We start from the raw sequence: 16,397 nt of genomic DNA, 5'->3' as shown, positions 1-16,397 counted from the left end.
GCGTGAATACCCGCCACAGCAGGGTCATTCACCACGAACCGCGAAGAGCCGGATATGTGGGCTCGGTGGAGGAAGGGTCGCGTGTCCATGTGGGTCCTGTTCGCCGCTGGGCCCCGCGGGTGATCGTACGGGTGTCACGTCTGGTCTCCCCGCGCCGTGACCTGGCGCAGCCCCGTCCAAGGCTGTTCTTACGGCAAGGCCAGGCGTTGCGAGTGCGGGAGGCACGTCATGGGAAATCCCCGAGGGCCTGCGGTCGCCTAATTCCGGAAGGGCCTACGCAGAATCAGGCAATTCGTTTCAGTCAAGAATGCCGGAGGAATTGTGGATAAGTCGCACTGGGGAGGATCCGTGGGTCTTGTCTGGCGGGCTCGATCTCGACCCGTCACCTCCGCCAACGGAGCCCAGCTGAGGGCTCCCCGGCTGAGGCTCTCGGTGAAGGTCGCCACGGTGCAAGCTGTGTCTGCTGACGCCACCGCAGCCACCGCAGCCACCTTCCCCCGCAGCTCCGTCAGTCAGCTAACGGTCACTTGCCGCCCAGCAGCGTCAGCACTGCGGTGACCCGCCGGTGCACACTCGAGTCCTCGCTGAGTCCGAGCTTCGCGAACAGGCGCTGGGTGTGCTTCTCCACCGCACCCCCGCTGATGAAGAGCCGCTCGGAGATCCCCGCGTTGGTCAGGCCCTCGCCCATCAGCTCGAGCACCTCGCGCTCGCGCGGGGTGAGCTCGTCCAGCGGCGTGCGCCGGCGGGAGGAGATCACCTGTCCCACCACGTCCGGGTCGATCGCGACGCCTCCCGCGGCGACTCGCTCGATCGACTCGAGGAAGGAGCGGATGTCGAAGATCCGGTCCTTCAGCAGGTAGCCCGTGGCGCTGGCCCCGGACTCGATCAGCTCGGTCGCATAGCCGACCACCACGTACTGGCTGAGCAGCACGATCGGTGCTCCCGGCCACTGTGCTCTGATCTGCTGCGCGGCACGCAGGCCTTCATCGGTGTGGCTGGGTGGCATCCGGATGTCCGAGATCACGAGGTCCGGCCGGAGTTCGAGGGCGCGCACCACCAGCTCCGTGCCGGTCGCGGCGGTGCCCACCACCGTGTGGTCGGCCTCCTCGAGCACCAGGCGCAGTCCTTCACGGATCAGCGCGGAGTCGTCGGCGATCAGGATGCGCATGGGATCACGGCCTCGATCCGGGTTCCGTGTGCGGGTGGCGAGGTCACCGTCAGGCGTCCCTCCAGGGAGGCGACACGGCCTACGAGCCCTGCCAGGCCGCCGCCGGTGCGCATCTCGGCGCCTCCGCGCCCGTCGTCTTCGATCCTCACCCAGGCATCATCCCCGATTCGTGCCACTTCCACCACGATGCCGGCGGCACCGGAGTGCTTGGCAGCGTTGGTCAGTGCTTCGGAGACCACGTAGTAGATGCCGATCTCGACGTGCTCGGGAAGTGTCAGCTCGGGGCTCTCGATCGTCGTGGGGATCGGGGAGATCGCTGCCAGCTCGGTGAGTGCCGCGGCGAGTCCGCGATCGACCAGGACCGGCGGGGCGATCCCGCGGGAGAGGCGACGGAGATCGTCCAAGGTCAGCCCCAGCTGCTCACGCGTCTCGCGCAGCACGGCCTGGGCCTTTGCCGGGTCCTTCGCCGCGAGGGCTTCGACGCGGGCGAGGTCCATCGAGGCACGTACGAGGCGCTGCTGGGGGCCGTCGTGCAGGTCCCGTTCGAGTCGGCGCAGGGCGGTGGACTCGGCGGTGCGGCCGGCTGCGCGCGACTGCTCGGTGCGCAGCAGCTGCTGCTGCTCGTGGTAGCGCGAGCTCAGCATGCCGCGGGCCACGCCTCGGTGCAGTGCGGCCAGGCCGCGCACCACGGGGCCGAGGGTCAGCAGGAACAGCAGGCCGATGAGGAACTGCAGGGCCATGTCCACCGGGAGTGCGTATGGCTCCGGCACCCCGAACAGCTCGCCGAGGCCGCTGTTGTCGGCGGGCGGCAGCACCTGCTCGAGGATGAGGGTCGCGACGGGCCCGCCCACCGTGGCGATGGCTCCGACGGTCCAGGCCATCGCGAGGGGGAAGGTGATCAGCACCAGGAGGAAGTTCACCAGCACCCACAGCGAGTCCAGCCAGTTCTGAGGGTCTGTCAGAGGAGTGATGAGGCGGCGCATCCAGCCGGCGCCTGCGGGGGCGGCCCGGGGCGCGGGCGTCGGCAGCTCTGTGTCCAGGATCGAGGACTGCAGGGCGCGCTCGGCCGCCGCGAATCCGCGGGCGAGCAGCACGCCACCGATCAGTATCGGCAGGCCCACCCAGACGATCACGGTCGAGACGCCTGCGATGAGCAGCGCGAGGACGAGCGAGAAGCCGATCGCCCCGAGCAGCAGGGCGATCAGCGAGTAGGCGAGGAAGCGACCGATCGGGGCGGCCCAGCGGCCGACGGACCAGCGCTGCAGCGGTGTGGCGGCCTGCGGGGGAGGTGCGTCGAGCGTCTCGGGCAAGGTCATGGTGGTCATGTCTCCACTCTGGCGGCGATGGACCGCGCGCCCGATCCTGGCACCAGGTCAGCGATTGTCGGGCTGGCCCGACATCGGTTCAGGTCCGGTGCTGGTCCAGATCGGGGACCGGCCCGGCTCGGGGCGGCTCACCGCTGCTCGCAGATCTCCTTGAGCATGACGAGGTCCTCGGCAACCGCCGCGGCGTCCTCCGCGAAGTCGCTCTCGGACATCGTGCCGCGGCGCAGGGTGAAGACGACCTCGCAGCGGGTCTCGTCCAGCGCCAGCACGCGCAGCGGGTTCAGCACGGACTCACCGCTGGGGAGGGTGACGGTGTGGTCCATGACCCCGTACTCGTTCTCGGGGACGAAGCTGACCAGTACGCGCCCCATCGGTGAGCTCATCGACCACTGGGTGACGTCGCGCTTCACCTCGCCGCCGGCGAGCCCTGCTGCCCAGCGGGGCAGGTTCCGCGGATCGCTCGCGAACTCGTAGACCTCGCGCCAGGGGCGTTCGATGACGATGTCGAGGTGACGGGAGGCGCCCGCGGAGGCCGTCGTGCCGTCGGTCTGCTGTGCATCGATCTGATGTGCGCTGTCGCTCATGGGCGCGACGCTAGCAGGAGCGGCCGACGGGCGCGCCGCACGGTCAGACGACCGCCGCGTGCCCTGTTACCTGCCCGGTCTCCCGAGCGATAGCCCGCGCTGTCGCCCGCAGTGTCGCCTCGAGTGCGTCCTCCCAGCTCGTCGGCTGCAGCTCCTCCTGGGTGGTGAGGATCCCCGGCCGCAGCACGCACGGCGCGTACCAGAGCCCCGCGATGCCGTGCAGCTCGCGGGCGAAGGAGTTCAGCGGTGCCAGCGCGCGCACGGCGAGGCGGGGGATGACCAGCGGCCGACGCCCACGTGCGCCGAGGAGAGCGCTGGCTGCGGTGATCAGCTCCGCCTGGGAACGGGCGGGTGCGGAGGGTGCGTGCAGCACCGCGTCGCCGTCGGGAGCCAGGCGGTCAGCATGCCGCGCCGCATGGAGCATGGCTGCGGCGAGATCTGGGACGAAAGTCAGGGCGTGGGGCGCCGCGGGATCGCCGACGACGATCGGCCGCGAACCCGCGGCGATCCGCTCGATGAGCATCGCGGTCACCACGGCCGCGCCGGTGCCCACCGTCGTCGGCCCGGACAGGTCTGCGGCGACGAGGCTGAGGGTGCGGGCGTCGTGGATCCGACGCTGTGCGAGAAGCTGCCCACGGATCTCTCCCTTGGCGTCGCGCGGCGACAGAGGGGACCCTTCGGCGAGATCCGAGGCCCCGCCCTGGAAACCGTACATCGACTCCGGGAAGACCACCGGGATGCCGGCCGAGGCCGCGGTGTCCAGCACCGCGAGCTCCCGCGGCGGCAGCTCCCGCGCCCAGACCCGCGCATCGTAGGGAGCGTGGAAGCAGGCATGGATCGCCTCGGCGCCGGAGGCCGCCTCTTCGAGCACGCCGGCATCGAGAAGATCCCCGGTGACACGGCGGACACCCGGCTCCGGCGGCACCGCGGTCCGGCGCAGCACGGTGACGGTGTCCCCGTCGGTGAGGGCGCCCTCGATGATCGCGCGGCCGATCTGTCCTTCTCCGATGACGAGGTGATGCATGAGGACCTCCAAGATGCGAGCACTGCTCTCTGTGTCGTGGATTCAGTGAACACCGCTCTCGGTTTCGAGTCAAGAGCACCGCTCTCGTAGTGTGGGAGGATGCGGCCATGACTCCCGCACCTCGCTCTCCCGGCCCGAGGGCTCTCGCGCGCGAGCGCACGATGGCGCGCATCGTCGAGCTCGGTAATGCGCAGCTCGTCGAGCAGGGGGTCGCGGGGCTGAGTGTGCGCGAGATCGCCCGCGGCCTGGGAATGGTCTCCTCAGCGATTTATCGCTACGTGAGCAGCCGGGATGACCTGCTCACCCTGCTGATCGTCGATGCCTATGCCGACCTGGCCGACACCGTGGACATCGCTGTCGCGGCGGCCGGGGCGACGGCCGACAACGATCCCCGCGCACGCTTCCTCGCCCTCGGGGACGGCATGTGCTCCTGGGCGATCGCGCACCCCGAGCGGTGGACCCTCCTGTACGGCACTCCCGTGCGTGACTACAGCGCTCCGGCCGACGCCACCAATGCTGACGGCACGCGGGTGATGCAGGCGGTGCTGCGCATCGCCGCCGACGCCGCCCACGAAGGCACCGCCGCCTCCTGGGAGGTGCCGGACCTCGCGCCGGAGGTCACTGCGCTGCTGGAGAGCCACCTGGTCGAGTTCGGCGTCGAGACCACCCCGGCCACAGGGTTCACCGCCCTGACTGTGTGGAGCAGTCTCGTCGGGGTGATCAGCGCGCACGTGTTCGGACAGCTCGGAGCCGATGCGGCAGCGATCGGCGACCGCATCCTCGCCGCGCAGGTTCGGATGCTCGCGGACCTCATCTCCCCGAGCTGGCAGCAGCGGGGTTGAGGGGCAGCGAGCCCGGGGGTCAGTGACGGGCTTCGGCCTCCTGCAGAGCGCTCAGCGCTGCGCGGACCACGGTGCCCAGCGTTGTCGGCTCCCGCAGCGTCGCGCCGTCGGCCGAGGGGGTCACCACCACCCAGCGGGCTCTCCCGCGCCGGCGCATCCGGCCGATCTCGATGCTGCGCCCCGTGGGCAGCGGGATCAGCAGGGCCCCGCTCGGACCGACCAGCAGCCGACGTTCGAGATCCGGGCGACCTTCCAGCAGGAGGGCGCGGATCGTCTCCCGCTCCGCGTGGGCGGTGCCGCCCGAGGCGGGGTGCGCGAGGATCGAACCGGAGGTGGGCATGTGCCGAGACTAGGAGCGGGGTGCGACAGTCGACGGGAACGCGATCCAGCCCGGCCCTCCGCGGCGGCGGTCAGCCGGCGGAGCCGAGATCGCCGAGGGCCAGCGCCCAGGTGGCCTCATGCCGCCTGACGTGGTCCGCGACCGCCCGCCAATGATCGCCGTGGCCAGAGGCGAACATCGCCCCCCACGGCTCACGGCCCTCCCGGTCGGCGTCACGCAGCATGGTCCACATGGCCTCGGCGCGATCAGCCATCGTGCCTGGCAGCCGTGCCCGGAGGTCGGCGTCGGCGCCGTAACCGTCGATGAAGGCGGCCAGCCGCCGGGCCGCGGCGGAGGGATCCTCGGTGACGTCGTTCACGGTGAAGGCCTGTGCGGAGTACGCGAGATCCCACAGCCGGGTGCTCGGTGCGGCGCCATCCCAGTCGATGAACACCCAGCGCTCGCCGAGGATCAGATTCCAGGGCGTGAGGTCGCCATGGCAGATCAGGTCCGGAGAGCCCTCCGGCACCGGGAGCAGCGGTTCCCACGGGGCTGGGGCCGACGGGGCGAAGCCCTCGCTCGCGTCGTGGATCGACCGGATCGCCCGGCCCACCCGCGCGAGCTCGTCGAGCGTCAGGGGAGGGACATCGAGGGCGGGGGTGCCGGGCACGAACTCGAGGATCTGCCGGCCCTGCTCATCCCGGCCGTGGACAGCGGGCACATCGATCCCCGCCGCCGCGACCGTGCGCATCAGCTCGTGCACGGTCGGTGTCGTCGGCCCCCAGGGCTTGCGCACGGTGTCCCCGACGCGGACCACGCCCGCGGTGGCGTTGTCGCCCTCGAGCGGCTGCCCGTTCTCGATGCTCATCCGATGACCGTAGTCGTTCCATGAGGGCCCGAGGTGCCCGGCACGTCGGTCACAGACCGGATCCTCAACAACGTGTTGACAACAGGGTGTTGAGGGTCAATGCTGGGGACATGCATGACACCACCGAGAGCGACCCGGCGACCCCCAGCGACGCCCGGCGGCACCTACGGACGGCCGGTGCCCAGGACCTTCCGCCGCGCCCCTGGCAGCACCCGGCAGAGCCACCGGACGCCGCGACCCTGCTCCGCTATGCCCTGTGGCGGGCGAACCGGGCCGACGGTGCCGCCTCGCCCGAGGAGCTGAAGGCGGCACTGACGATGATCGAAACGGCCCGATCCGATCTGGACTCGCTCGAGGTCGCCCTCCTGCTCACCGCACGCGCCGAAGGCATGACCTGGGCGGAGGTCGCCGAAGCGCTCGGCCTGCAGTCTCCGCAGGCGGCTCAGCAGCGATACCAGCGGGTCTCGCAGCGGCCGACGGCGAGCGACCCCGACGGCCACGATCCGGCATGACCGCCGCGCGCTCGGGAACCGAGCTGCTGACCCTGCAGGCGCTGCGCCTCGCCGGCTTCGCCGATGCCGACGTCATCGCCGATCGCGCCCTGCTCCCCGCTGACGAGATCCTCACCGTCATCGACCAGGCCACCCGTACCGGGCTCGTGGAACCCCTGAGCTTCGCCGAGGCCCACGGCTGGATTCTCACCGACCTCGGGCGGGCCCACCTCTCCGTGCTGCTCGCGCGGGATGTGGACGGAGCGGGAGCACGTGAGGTGCTGTCCGCGACGAGCACCGAATTCGAGCGGCCGGCAGGGATCAATGCCCGCTTCGTCGAGACGGTCTCGATGTGGCAGCTGCGATCGACCTCTCCCGTGCAAGCCGTGCCCGATGCCGAGGGGGCACGGGAGCTCGAGCAGCTGCTCACCGCGCTCACCGCTCTCGGACGGGAGCTGCGCTCCCTGCTCGCCCCGCTGCTGAACTGCCTTCCCCGCTTCGGCCGCTACCCGGCGCAGTACGACATCGCGGTCGGTCGAGCACGCACCGAGGGCCTCCGCTGGGTCACCGGCGTGGGAGTCCTGTCCTGCCATGCCGTCTGGGCCGAGCTCCATCAGGATCTGCGATCCTCCACGGGCGAGGGCCAGATGAACGAGAGCGCGCGATGACCAGGCGCACCCTCTACCTCGCCCGACACGGTGAGGCCGATGCGCTCGGCGTGCTCACCGAGCGCGGACGCGAGCAGTGCCGCAGGCTGGGACGCCGGCTCGCGGGCTGCCCGATCGACGTGGTCTGGCACTCCCCGTTGCCGCGCGCGACCGACAGCGCAGCGGTGATCGCCCGCAGCCTTCCTCACGTGCTGGTGGACGAGGCGCCGGAGCTCATCGACCACATCCCGTGCGTTCCTGACCTGGCGGCCGTGACCCCTCCCTGGGCGGGGTTCTTCGACGGCTTCGGAGCGGAGGAAGCGGCCGCGGGGTCGCGCATCGCCCGCAGCCTCACCGAACGCTTCGCCCGAGCGCACACCGCCGAGGCACGGCCGACGCACGAGGTGCTGATCACCCACGCCTACTCCATCGCGTGGATGGTGCGCGACGCGCTGGGCGCACCGCCGGAGAGCTGGATGTCCCTCGCCGGGATGCCGAACGCGGCGCTCACCGTCATCGAGTACGACGACGGCCCTCCGCTCGTGCACTTCGTCGGCGAGAGCTCGCACCTGGTGGGTCTTGCCGCCGCTCCCGCGCCGGGAGCGGAGCGCTGATGCTCCACGACCTGCGCGATGCCCGCCCCGAGACGTCGGGAGGGAAGGCCGCCGCACTGGGGGCTCTGCTGCGCGTCGGGATCGAAGTGCCGGCCGGCGTCGTGGTGTCCGTCCAGGCCTACCGCCGGCACCTGGACCATCATGGGCTCCGCCCTGACACCGTCCCCGCCGCCGAGCTGGGCGAGCGGATCCGGCACGGACGACTCGATGCCGCCGTGGTCGCCGCGCTCGAGCCCCTGCTGCGGACGGAGTCCGGACGTGCCGCTGGCGCCCAGGTCGCAGTCCGCTCCTCCGCCACGAACGAGGACACGGCCGGGGCCTCGGCCGCCGGCCAGCACGAGAGCATCCTTCCGGTCCAGGGGAGCGATGCCGTCCAGGCGGCGATCCTCCGGTGCTGGGCGTCCCTATGGTCACCTCATGCACTCGCCTACCGAGGGGCGGGCGAGCCAGGGGAGTCCACCGCGCCGGAGATGGCGGTGATCGTGCAGCGCTACCTCGACGCGGACGTCTCCGGAGTGCTGTTCACCGGTGAGGAGAGGATGCTCGAAGCGGTGCGGGGCCCCGGTGAGCAGCTCGTCAGCGGGGTCGTCACTCCGGACTCCTGGAGGATCGGTGCACGGGGCATTCTCGGGCGACGGCCCGGGGACGGGGAGCAGCACGAGATGTCCCTCAGCGACGCTCAGGTTCATGAGCTGATCTCGCTCGGGGATGAGGTGGCCTCCGTGCTCGGTGCCGCTGCCGACATCGAATGGGTCCTGCGCGGTGATCGGCTCCACGTGCTGCAGGCGCGGCCGATCACGGCACCGGTGCCCCGCCCACCGCAACGCAGCGATCCGGTGCACGGGACGCTGCAGGGCGCTCCGGCGAGCGGCGGCGTCGCGACCGGCACGGCCAGGATCGTGCGCGGACCGCAGGACTTCCGCCGGGTGCGCCCGGGTGACGTGCTGGTCTGCCGGTCCACCGATCCCGCCTGGACCCCGCTGTTCCGAATCGCCGCGGCCGTGGTCACGGAGACCGGAGGCGTGCTCTCGCACGCGGCGATCGTGGCCCGGGAGCTCGGCATCCCGGCCGTCCTCGCGGTCCCCGGAGCGGTGACAGCGATCCCGGACGGCGCCGTCGTCACCGTCGACGGGGACCAGGGGATCCTCCGCCGATGACGACCTCCGGGCAGGACAGCCCGCACGTGACCGCGATCGATGCCCACGGCGCCGGTGCCATTGACGCCCCTACGAGCGGGGCCTAGGTTGCCGCCATGGGCACAAGAACCTCGGACGGCAGCGCGGGCGACGCGGACTACGGATCGATCGGCCGTGAGTACGCGCAGTATCGCCGACCTGATCCCCGCCTGTTCGAGGTGATCTCCGAGGCGCTCGGCGATGCGAGCACGGTGCTGAACGTCGGTGCGGGCGCCGGCTCCTACGAACCCACGGACCGCAGGGTCACGGCGGTGGAGCCCTCGGAGTCGATGCGTGCACAGCGCCCCGGGCACCTGTCGCGCGCTCTCGACGGCACCGCCGAGAGCCTGCCCTTCTCGGACCGTTCCTTCGACGCCGCGATGACCACCTTCAGCGTGCACCAGTGGCAGGACACCGCGGCCGGACTGCGTGAGATGCGGAGGGTCACCCGGGGACCGGTCGTGATCCTCACCTGTGATCCGCAGCGGGTGGAAGATTTCTGGCTCACCGAGTACGCGCCGGAGGTGACCGCCACCGAGGCCCGCCGCTATCCGGGGCTCGACGAGCTCGAGGCAGGACTTGGCGGGCGCGCCCGCAGCGTTCTCGTCCCCATCCCGCTGGATTGCACCGACGGTTTCAACGAGGCCTACTACGGGCGGCCCGAGGGGCTGCTCGATCCGGGAGCTCGGCTCTCCTGCTCGGCATGGAGCTTCGTGCCCGAGGACGCCACGGAGCACTTCGCGCAAGAGCTGGGCGGCGACCTCGACAGCGGCGCCTGGGACGCGCGGCACGGCACGCTGCGGACCCTGCCGCAGTACGAGGGCTCACTCGTCCTCGTCGCATCGCAGCCCTGAGATGACGCGGAGCCCCGAGCCGGTGCCCGGCCGCGCCGCACCGACGCTCCTGCTGCTGAACGGTGCCCCCGGCAGCGGGAAGTCCACCCTCGCCGCGCTGCTCACGGCCGAGCGCCCCGGCGCGCTCGCCCTGGACATCGACGCGATCAAGCACTCGCTGGGCCGCTGGGACGAGGACCTCACGGCCTCGGGCCTCCAGGCGCGACGCCTCGCCGTGGCGATGATCCGGCGGCACCTCGCCGACGGGCACGATGTCGTCCTCGGGCAGTTCCTCGCACGCACTGCGTTCCTCGAGGAGCTCGAGCAGCTCGCCGCGGACAGTGCCGCCTGCTTCGTGGAGGCCGCGCTGGTCCTGGACGAGACGGCGCTCGCCCAGCGGCTGGCGGCGCGCCGCAGCGCACCTGACCGTCCCGAGCAGGCCGCCAACGACCCCTTCGTGGGCCCGGACGACGCCGCCGACCTGGTCCGCGCTCTCCAGGACGTGCTCGCCCTGCGGCCCGGCGCGCACCAGATCGACGCACGAGGTTCCCGGGGATCGGCCCTTGCAGCGCTGCGCGCGCTGCTCTGAGGCTGCGGCCCGGGGGATGGGGGAGCAGGTCCACTCTGCCGGGCTGCTGGTCCTCGCGGGCCGACGCGCACCCGTCGCCGTCCTCAGTCCCCGAGGATCGCGCCGGTCGAGGCGGACTTCACGAGCTTCACGTATTTGCCCAGCACGCCCTTGGTGAACTTCGGCGGCAGCGGCTCCCAGCCCTCGCGGCGCTTCTCCAGCTCCGCCTGGTCCACCAGCAGGTCCAGTGCGCCGGTGCTCACGTCCAGGCGGATCCGGTCCCCGTCGCGCACGAAGGCGATCGGACCGGCATCCACGGCTTCCGGGGCGATGTGGCCGACGCACAGTCCCGTGGTGCCTCCGGAGAAGCGTCCGTCGGTCATCAGCAGCACGTCCTTCCCCAGGCCCGCGCCCTTGATCGCGCCGGTGATCGCGAGCATCTCGCGCATGCCGGGCCCGCCCTTGGGACCCTCGTAGCGGATCACGACCACGTCGCCGTGGGTGATGGTGCCGTCGTTCAGGGCGTCCAGCGCGTGCTTCTCGCGCTCGAACACGCGGGCAGTGCCCTCGAAGACGTCCTCCTCGAAGCCGGCGGACTTCACCACCGCCCCCTCGGGGGCGAGCGAGCCGTGCAGGATCGTGATCCCGCCGGTGGGTGCGATCGGCGCGGAGGCAGGGCGCAGCACCTTCCCGTCGGCCGGGCGGGGGGCGAGGACCTCGAGGTTCTCCGCGATTGTGGAGCCGGTGACGGTGAGGCAGTCCCCGTCCAGCAGGCCTTCGTTCAGCAGGGTCTTCATGACCACCTGGATCCCGCCCACGTGGTCGACGTCGCTCATCACGTAACGGCCGTAGGGCTTCAGATCCGCGAGGTGGGGGACCTTCGCGCCGATGCGGGCGAAGTCCTCGAGGGTGAGGTCGACGTCGGCCTCATGGGCGATCGCCAGCAGGTGCAGCACCGCATTGGTGGAGCCGCCGAAGGCCTGGACCACCGCGATCGCGTTCTCGAACGCGGGCTTGGTCATGATGTCGTGGCTGGTGATCCCCTGCCGGAGCATCTCCACCACGGCCTCGCCCGCGCGGCGGGCATCGGCATCGCGGCGGCGATCGGCCGACGGGGGTGTGGCCGAGCCCGGGATCGACATCCCGATCGCCTCGGCGGCCGTCGACATGGTGTTGGCCGTGTAGAAACCACCGCACGCGCCCTCACCCGGGCAGATCGAGCGTTCGATCCGGCCGACGTCCTCGCGGCTCATCAGTCCACGGGCGCAGGCGCCGACGGCCTCGAAGCCGTCGATGATGGTGACGTCCTTCTCCTCGCCGCTCTCGAAGGTGACGCGCCCGGGCATGATCGTGCCCGCGTAGACGAACACGCTGGCCAGGTCCAGGCGAGCAGCGGCCATCAGCATGCCGGGCAGGGACTTGTCGCAGCCGGCCAGCAGCACCGAGCCGTCGAGCCGTTCGGCGCTCATCACCGTCTCGACGCTGTCGGCGATGATGTCGCGGGAGACCAGCGAGTAATGCATGCCGTCGTGCCCCATCGAGATGCCGTCGGAGACGGAGATGGTGCCGAACTGCAGGGGGTAGCCGCCGCCGGCGTGCACGCCGTCCTTCGCCGCCTGCGCGAGCCGGTCCAGCGACAGGTTGCAGGGAGTGATCTCGTTCCAGGAGCTCGCGATGCCGATCTGAGGCTTGTCCCAGTCCGCGTCCCCCATGCCCACCGCGCGGAGCATCCCGCGCGAGACGGTCGCGCCGAGCCCGTCGGTGACAGTGCGGCTGCGGGGCTTGATATCCGGGGCGGAGAACGTGGCGTCGGCGTCGGGGGAGGAAGTGTCTGCGGTGCTGAGGGCGTCGTCGGCGGTCATGGCCCGACTCTATGCCTGGTCCTCATACCGGGGAAGCCCCGGCCGACTCAGCGGATCCGCGCGCCCTCCCCGAGCCGGGTGTACCGGCTCAGCTGGGTGACGTGCTTCGGGGTGAGGTCGCTCAGGCTCGAGACCTGCAGCAGCTTCATCGTCCGCTCCACCTCCTCGGAGAGGATCTGGATCATCCGATCGACCCCGTCCCGGCCGCCGGCCATCAGGCCGTAGAGATAGGCCCGGCCGACCATCGTGAAGTCGGCGCCGAGGGCGATCGAGGCGACGATGTCGGCGCCGCTGCGGATCCCGGTGTCGAGGATGATCTCGAGGTCGTGGCCCACCTCGCGGGCCACCTCGGGCAGCAGATGGAAGGGCACCGGGGCACGGTCCAGCTGGCGCCCGCCGTGGTTGGACAGCACGATCGCGTCGACCCCGAGGTCGGCGAGCTTCTTCGCGTCCTCGAGGGTCTGGACCCCCTTGACGGCGAACTTCCCGGGCCACATCTCGCGGATCTGCGCGAGGTCCTCGTAGTCGATGCTGGGATCCATCGCGGAGTTCAGCAGCTCGCCGACGGTGCCGCCGGTCGCGCTGAGGGAGGCGAACTCGAGCTTCGCGGTGGTCAGGAAGTCCCACCACCACCAGGGTCGCGGGATGGCGTTGACCACGGTGGACAGGCTCAGCTGCGGAGGGATCGAGAAGCCGTTGCGGGCATCGCGCAGGCGCGCCCCCGCCACCGGGGTGTCCACGGTGAAGAACAGCGTGTCGTAGCCGGCCTGCGCCGCCCGTTCCACCAGACCGTAGGAGATCTCCCGCTGCTTCATCACGTAGAGCTGGAACCAGTTGCGTCCCAACGGGTTCTCGGCCTTGACGTCCTCGATCGAGGTGGTGCCGAGCGTGGAGAGGGTGAAGGGGATCCCGGCGGCACCGGCCGCGCCCGCCCCGGCGATCTCCCCCTCGGTCTGCATCAGCCGGGTGAACCCCGTGGGAGCGATGCCGAAGGGCTGGGCGGAGCTGCCGCCGAGAATCCGGGTGGTGGTGTCCACCTGGGAGACGTCGTGGAGGATCGAGGGATGGAACTCGACGTCCTCGAAGGCCTCGACGGAGCGGGTCATCGAGATCTCCCGTTCCGCAGCGCCGTCGGTGTAGTCGAACGCCGCTGCGGGTGTGCGGTGCTTCGCGATCGTGCGCAGGTCATCGATGGACAGCGCCGAATTGAGTCGGCGGCGGCGCGAGTCGAGGTCGATCTGCTTGAACTTCATGAGCTCGAGGAGCTCTGCGGGGCGGGGGACCTGACGCTTGACCATGGGAATTCTCCTTGCGGGTGGACGGTTGCTGTGGGAACGAGGACGGAGCTGGGTCAGAGGGTCGGGATCATCCACGACAGGACGGTGGACTGGAGGCCGACGAGCAGGCACAGGGCCAGGAGCATGCCGAGGCTCCACCAGATCACCTTGCGGAAGATGGCGGATTCCTGGCCGAGCAGCCCGACGGCGGTCGCGGCGATCGTGAGGTTCTGGGGGCTGATCATCTTGCCGACCACGCCGCCGGAGGTGTTCGCCGCGACCAGCAGGGCGGGATCCAGTCCGGCTTTCTCGGCCGCGGTCTGCTGCAGGGTCGCGAACAGGGCGTTCGCACTGGTGTCGGAGCCGGTGACCGCCGTGCCGAGCCAGCCGAGGATCGGGGAGAGGAAGGCGAAGGCCGCACCGGTGCCGGCGATCCAGGTGCCGATAGTGATCGTCTGCCCGGACAGGTTCATCACGTAGGCCAGGGCCAGTACCGAGGCGACGGTGAGGATCGAATAGCGGAGCTTGACGAGGTTTTTGAGGTAGACGTCCGCGGCGTCCCGGAGCGAGAGCTTGTAGACGATCGCGACGATGATGCCGGTGATCAGCAGCAGCGTGCCCGGGGAGGAGAGCCACTGGAAGGAGTAGACGGTGCTGCCGGCGATCTCGCCGTCGGCCGTGAACACCTTGCCGTCGAGTCCGGGCCAGGAGATCCTCAGGTCGGTGGAGGCGAGGAAGGAGCTGAGAAGCGGCACCAGCTTCGAGGCCGAGAAGATGACGATCACCAGGAGGTAGGGGAACAGCGCCATGACGACGCGCCCCGGGGTGAGCCGCACATCGGTGCGCGGGGTGGTGGCCAGGGCAACGCCCGCACCGCCGGCATCCACCGGGCCGGTGTCGGAGTCCTCCTGCTCGCGCTCGCCGCGCATCTTCTCCAGGGCGTCCCTGCCGCCCTCGGGCTTCCAGAACTGGAGCATGATCACGGCGGCGGCGAGACCGGCCAGCGAGGCGATGATGTCGGTGAGCTCGACCGAGATGAAGTTGGACGAGACGTACTGGCTGATCCCGAAGACGAGGCCGACCACGAGGGCGAGCGGCCATAGCTGTTTCACCCCGCGCTTCCCATCGACCAGGAAGACCAGGAACAGCGGGACGACGGCCGCGAAGAACGGAGTCTGGTGGCCGATGATGGCACCGATGTGCTCGTAGGGGATCCCGGTGAGGTTTCCAGCGGTGATGATCGGGATGGCGATCGCGCCGAAGGCGACCGGCGCGGTGTTGGCGATCAGCACCACCGTCGCTGCGCGCATCGCGGTGAAACCGATCGCCATGAGCATCACGCCGGTGATGGCGACGGGCGCCCCGAAGCCGGCGAGCGCTTCGAGCAGACCGCCGAAGCAGAACGCGATGATGATCGCCTGCACGCGCGGATCGTCGGAGATCGCGTCGATCACCAGGCGCAGGTCCTCGAAGCGGCCGCTGCGCACGGTCAGCTCATAGAGCCAGATCGCGTTCAGGACGATCCACATGATCGGGAACAGGCCGAAGGCGAGGCCCTCGGTCGCGGAGAGGGTGACCAGATCCACCGGCATGCCGTAGGCGACAGCCGCGACCAGCATCGCGACGCCGAGTGCGGCGAGGCCTGCCCAGTGGGCCTTCCAGCGCAGCACGCCGAGGGTGACGAAGATGGTGACCAGGGGGAGGAGCGCGACGAGCGAGGAGAGCAGCAGACTGCCGGCGAGCGGTGCGAGGTCTGGGGTGTACATGGGAGCCTCCGACACACATCAGCCGCGGTGCTGCACAGCATCGCCGTCGATGTCGTGCCTCGTGAGTCGGTGAGGAAAGGAATGGTAGACCGTGGTGTGGTCTGACCATACGACGGATACTAGGCTCTCGAGCGCCGGAGGACAAGACCCCGGTAGCCCTCGAGAGCCGGCTGTGCTAGAACGTGAGAATGGTCGACAACACGCATGACAATGAGGTCAGACCGCAGAGCGCCCGTTCAGGGACAGCGGGAGCCGCGTGGAGGCCGGTCGCGCGCAGCAGCACGCACCGGCTGGTCATCGATGCGATCGAGGACCAGATCATGACCGGGGCGCTCGCCGTCGGCGACCCCCTGCCGCCCGAGCGCGAGCTCGCCTCCCGGCTGCAGGTCAGCCGCGCGGGGGTGCGTGAGGCGATCCGGGTGCTCGAGGCCTACGGGGTGCTGCGCTCCGAGGTGGGCTCCGGCCGGGGGGCGGGAACCTTCGTCTCCGCACTGCCGAGCGCCGCCCTGGAGCAGTTCCTGCGCCTCCATGTCGCGCTGTCGAACTTCCGTCTCCAGGAGGTCATCGAGACACGGATCCTGCTCGAAAGGGCCAGCGCCTCGCTCGCCGCCGAGCGCGCCGATGCCGAGGTGCTGGCCGAGCTCGAGCGACTGCTGGCGGTGATGGATGCGCCAGGCGTGAGCCGGGAGGACTTCAACGACGCCGATACCGCGTTCCACGTCGCGATCGCCCAGGCCGGCGGCAATGCGCTGTTCTCCGACATGACCGCGGCGATCCGTGCGTCGCTGCGGGCTCCGATCATGGAGGCGTTCACGAAGGTCGCGCAGTGGGAGGACATCGCGGGGATGCTGCGCGAGCAGCATCATGCGATCTTCCAGGCGATCTCCCGCGGGCACGCCGAGGAGGCGGCGGAGCTCACCGCCGCGCACATCCGCGCCGCCTCGACCATGCTGCCGGACCTGCCCGCCGACTGACATCTATAGGGGCTCTTCCCGGTTCGTGGTGATGGGGAGCGTCGCGTCGTTGACGTAGAA

General features: G+C 70.5%; 17 protein-coding genes. 8 read left to right on the top strand and 9 right to left on the bottom strand.

What is annotated here, in order from left to right; genetic code table 11:
* Nucleotides 1–523 precede the first annotated feature (523 nt).
* The 4 genes from ACTH43_RS16960 to ACTH43_RS16945 all read right to left on the bottom strand — a co-directional run bounded on the left by ACTH43_RS16960 (nt 524) and on the right by ACTH43_RS16945 (nt 4,101).
* Nucleotides 524–1,168, bottom strand: a complete 645-nt coding sequence (locus ACTH43_RS16960; RefSeq protein ID WP_441446074.1) for a response regulator transcription factor — start codon at nt 1,166–1,168, stop codon at nt 524–526.
* Nucleotides 1,156–2,493: a sensor histidine kinase gene (locus tag ACTH43_RS16955; RefSeq protein WP_441446073.1), complete on the bottom strand. Its 1,338-nt coding sequence runs from the start codon at nt 2,491–2,493 to the stop codon at nt 1,156–1,158. Before ACTH43_RS16955 ends, ACTH43_RS16960 begins: the two co-directional genes overlap by 13 nt.
* 128 nt (nt 2,494–2,621) lie before the next feature.
* Nucleotides 2,622–3,077 carry an SRPBCC family protein gene (locus ACTH43_RS16950; RefSeq protein WP_441446072.1) on the bottom strand — a complete coding sequence of 152 codons (456 nt, stop codon included), beginning with the start codon at nt 3,075–3,077 and terminating at the stop codon, nt 2,622–2,624.
* A 43-nt stretch (nt 3,078–3,120) separates the two neighbouring features.
* Entirely contained in the window at nt 3,121–4,101 is a 981-nt protein-coding gene (locus ACTH43_RS16945) for an NAD-dependent epimerase/dehydratase family protein (RefSeq protein ID WP_441446071.1), read from the bottom strand.
* Between the two features lie 107 nt (nt 4,102–4,208).
* Between ACTH43_RS16945 and ACTH43_RS16940 the strand changes: the two genes are divergently transcribed.
* Nucleotides 4,209–4,943 carry a TetR/AcrR family transcriptional regulator gene (locus ACTH43_RS16940; protein WP_441446070.1) on the top strand — a complete coding sequence of 245 codons (735 nt, stop codon included), beginning with the start codon at nt 4,209–4,211 and terminating at the stop codon, nt 4,941–4,943.
* 19 nt (nt 4,944–4,962) lie between these two features.
* Here ACTH43_RS16940 and ACTH43_RS16935 read toward each other — a convergent pair whose 3' ends face one another.
* Both ACTH43_RS16935 and ACTH43_RS16930 read right to left on the bottom strand, forming a co-directional pair.
* Entirely contained in the window at nt 4,963–5,283 is a 321-nt protein-coding gene (locus ACTH43_RS16935; protein ID WP_441446069.1) for a hypothetical protein, read from the bottom strand.
* Nucleotides 5,284–5,353: 70 nt separating this feature from the next.
* Complete coding sequence (locus ACTH43_RS16930) at nt 5,354–6,130, bottom strand: phosphotransferase (protein WP_441446068.1); 777 nt, start codon at nt 6,128–6,130, stop codon at nt 5,354–5,356.
* Between the two features lie 110 nt (nt 6,131–6,240).
* On the opposite strand from ACTH43_RS16930, the gene ACTH43_RS16925 reads away from it, so the two are divergent.
* The 6 genes from ACTH43_RS16925 to ACTH43_RS16900 all read left to right on the top strand — a co-directional run bounded on the left by ACTH43_RS16925 (nt 6,241) and on the right by ACTH43_RS16900 (nt 10,479).
* Nucleotides 6,241–6,642 (top strand): hypothetical protein, encoded by a 402-nt coding sequence (locus tag ACTH43_RS16925; RefSeq protein ID WP_441446067.1) that lies wholly within the window; start codon nt 6,241–6,243, stop codon nt 6,640–6,642.
* Nucleotides 6,639–7,289, top strand: coding sequence for a hypothetical protein (locus ACTH43_RS16920; protein WP_441446066.1), 651 nt, complete (start codon nt 6,639–6,641; stop codon nt 7,287–7,289). Before ACTH43_RS16925 ends, ACTH43_RS16920 begins: the two co-directional genes overlap by 4 nt.
* The gene (locus ACTH43_RS16915) at nt 7,286–7,882 is read left to right on the top strand and encodes a histidine phosphatase family protein (protein ID WP_441446065.1); all 597 of its coding nucleotides are present in this window, start codon (nt 7,286–7,288) and stop codon (nt 7,880–7,882) included. The genes ACTH43_RS16920 and ACTH43_RS16915 overlap by 4 nt, the downstream gene beginning before the upstream one ends.
* Nucleotides 7,882–9,039: a PEP/pyruvate-binding domain-containing protein gene (locus tag ACTH43_RS16910; RefSeq protein WP_441446064.1), complete on the top strand. Its 1,158-nt coding sequence runs from the start codon at nt 7,882–7,884 to the stop codon at nt 9,037–9,039. Before ACTH43_RS16915 ends, ACTH43_RS16910 begins: the two co-directional genes overlap by 1 nt.
* A gap of 95 nt (nt 9,040–9,134) precedes the next feature.
* The gene (locus tag ACTH43_RS16905; protein ID WP_441446063.1) at nt 9,135–9,911 is read left to right on the top strand and encodes a class I SAM-dependent methyltransferase; all 777 of its coding nucleotides are present in this window, start codon (nt 9,135–9,137) and stop codon (nt 9,909–9,911) included.
* A 1-nt stretch (nt 9,912) separates the two neighbouring features.
* Complete coding sequence (locus tag ACTH43_RS16900; RefSeq protein ID WP_441446062.1) at nt 9,913–10,479, top strand: AAA family ATPase; 567 nt, start codon at nt 9,913–9,915, stop codon at nt 10,477–10,479.
* Nucleotides 10,480–10,562: 83 nt separating this feature from the next.
* On the opposite strand, the gene ilvD is transcribed toward ACTH43_RS16900, so the two are convergent.
* Genes ilvD through ACTH43_RS16885 form a run of 3 tightly spaced genes read right to left on the bottom strand, consistent with a single transcriptional unit; the run spans nt 10,563 to nt 15,363 of the window.
* The gene (gene ilvD / locus ACTH43_RS16895; protein WP_441446061.1) at nt 10,563–12,320 is read right to left on the bottom strand and encodes a dihydroxy-acid dehydratase; all 1,758 of its coding nucleotides are present in this window, start codon (nt 12,318–12,320) and stop codon (nt 10,563–10,565) included.
* Nucleotides 12,321–12,367: 47 nt separating this feature from the next.
* Nucleotides 12,368–13,618: an alpha-hydroxy acid oxidase gene (locus ACTH43_RS16890; protein ID WP_441446060.1), complete on the bottom strand. Its 1,251-nt coding sequence runs from the start codon at nt 13,616–13,618 to the stop codon at nt 12,368–12,370.
* 53 nt (nt 13,619–13,671) lie between these two features.
* Complete coding sequence (locus ACTH43_RS16885) at nt 13,672–15,363, bottom strand: L-lactate permease (RefSeq protein ID WP_441446059.1); 1,692 nt, start codon at nt 15,361–15,363, stop codon at nt 13,672–13,674.
* A 188-nt stretch (nt 15,364–15,551) separates the two neighbouring features.
* Here ACTH43_RS16885 and ACTH43_RS16880 point away from each other — a divergent pair, with 188 nt between their 5' ends.
* Entirely contained in the window at nt 15,552–16,337 is a 786-nt protein-coding gene (locus ACTH43_RS16880; RefSeq protein ID WP_441446058.1) for a FadR/GntR family transcriptional regulator, read from the top strand.
* The last annotated feature ends 60 nt before the right edge of the window (nt 16,338–16,397 follow it).

It is taken from the genome of Brachybacterium sp. (genome assembly GCF_052095815.1).
GTDB lineage: Bacteria > Actinomycetota > Actinomycetes > Actinomycetales > Dermabacteraceae > Brachybacterium.
This window is presented reverse-complemented; position numbering and strand designations above follow the sequence as displayed.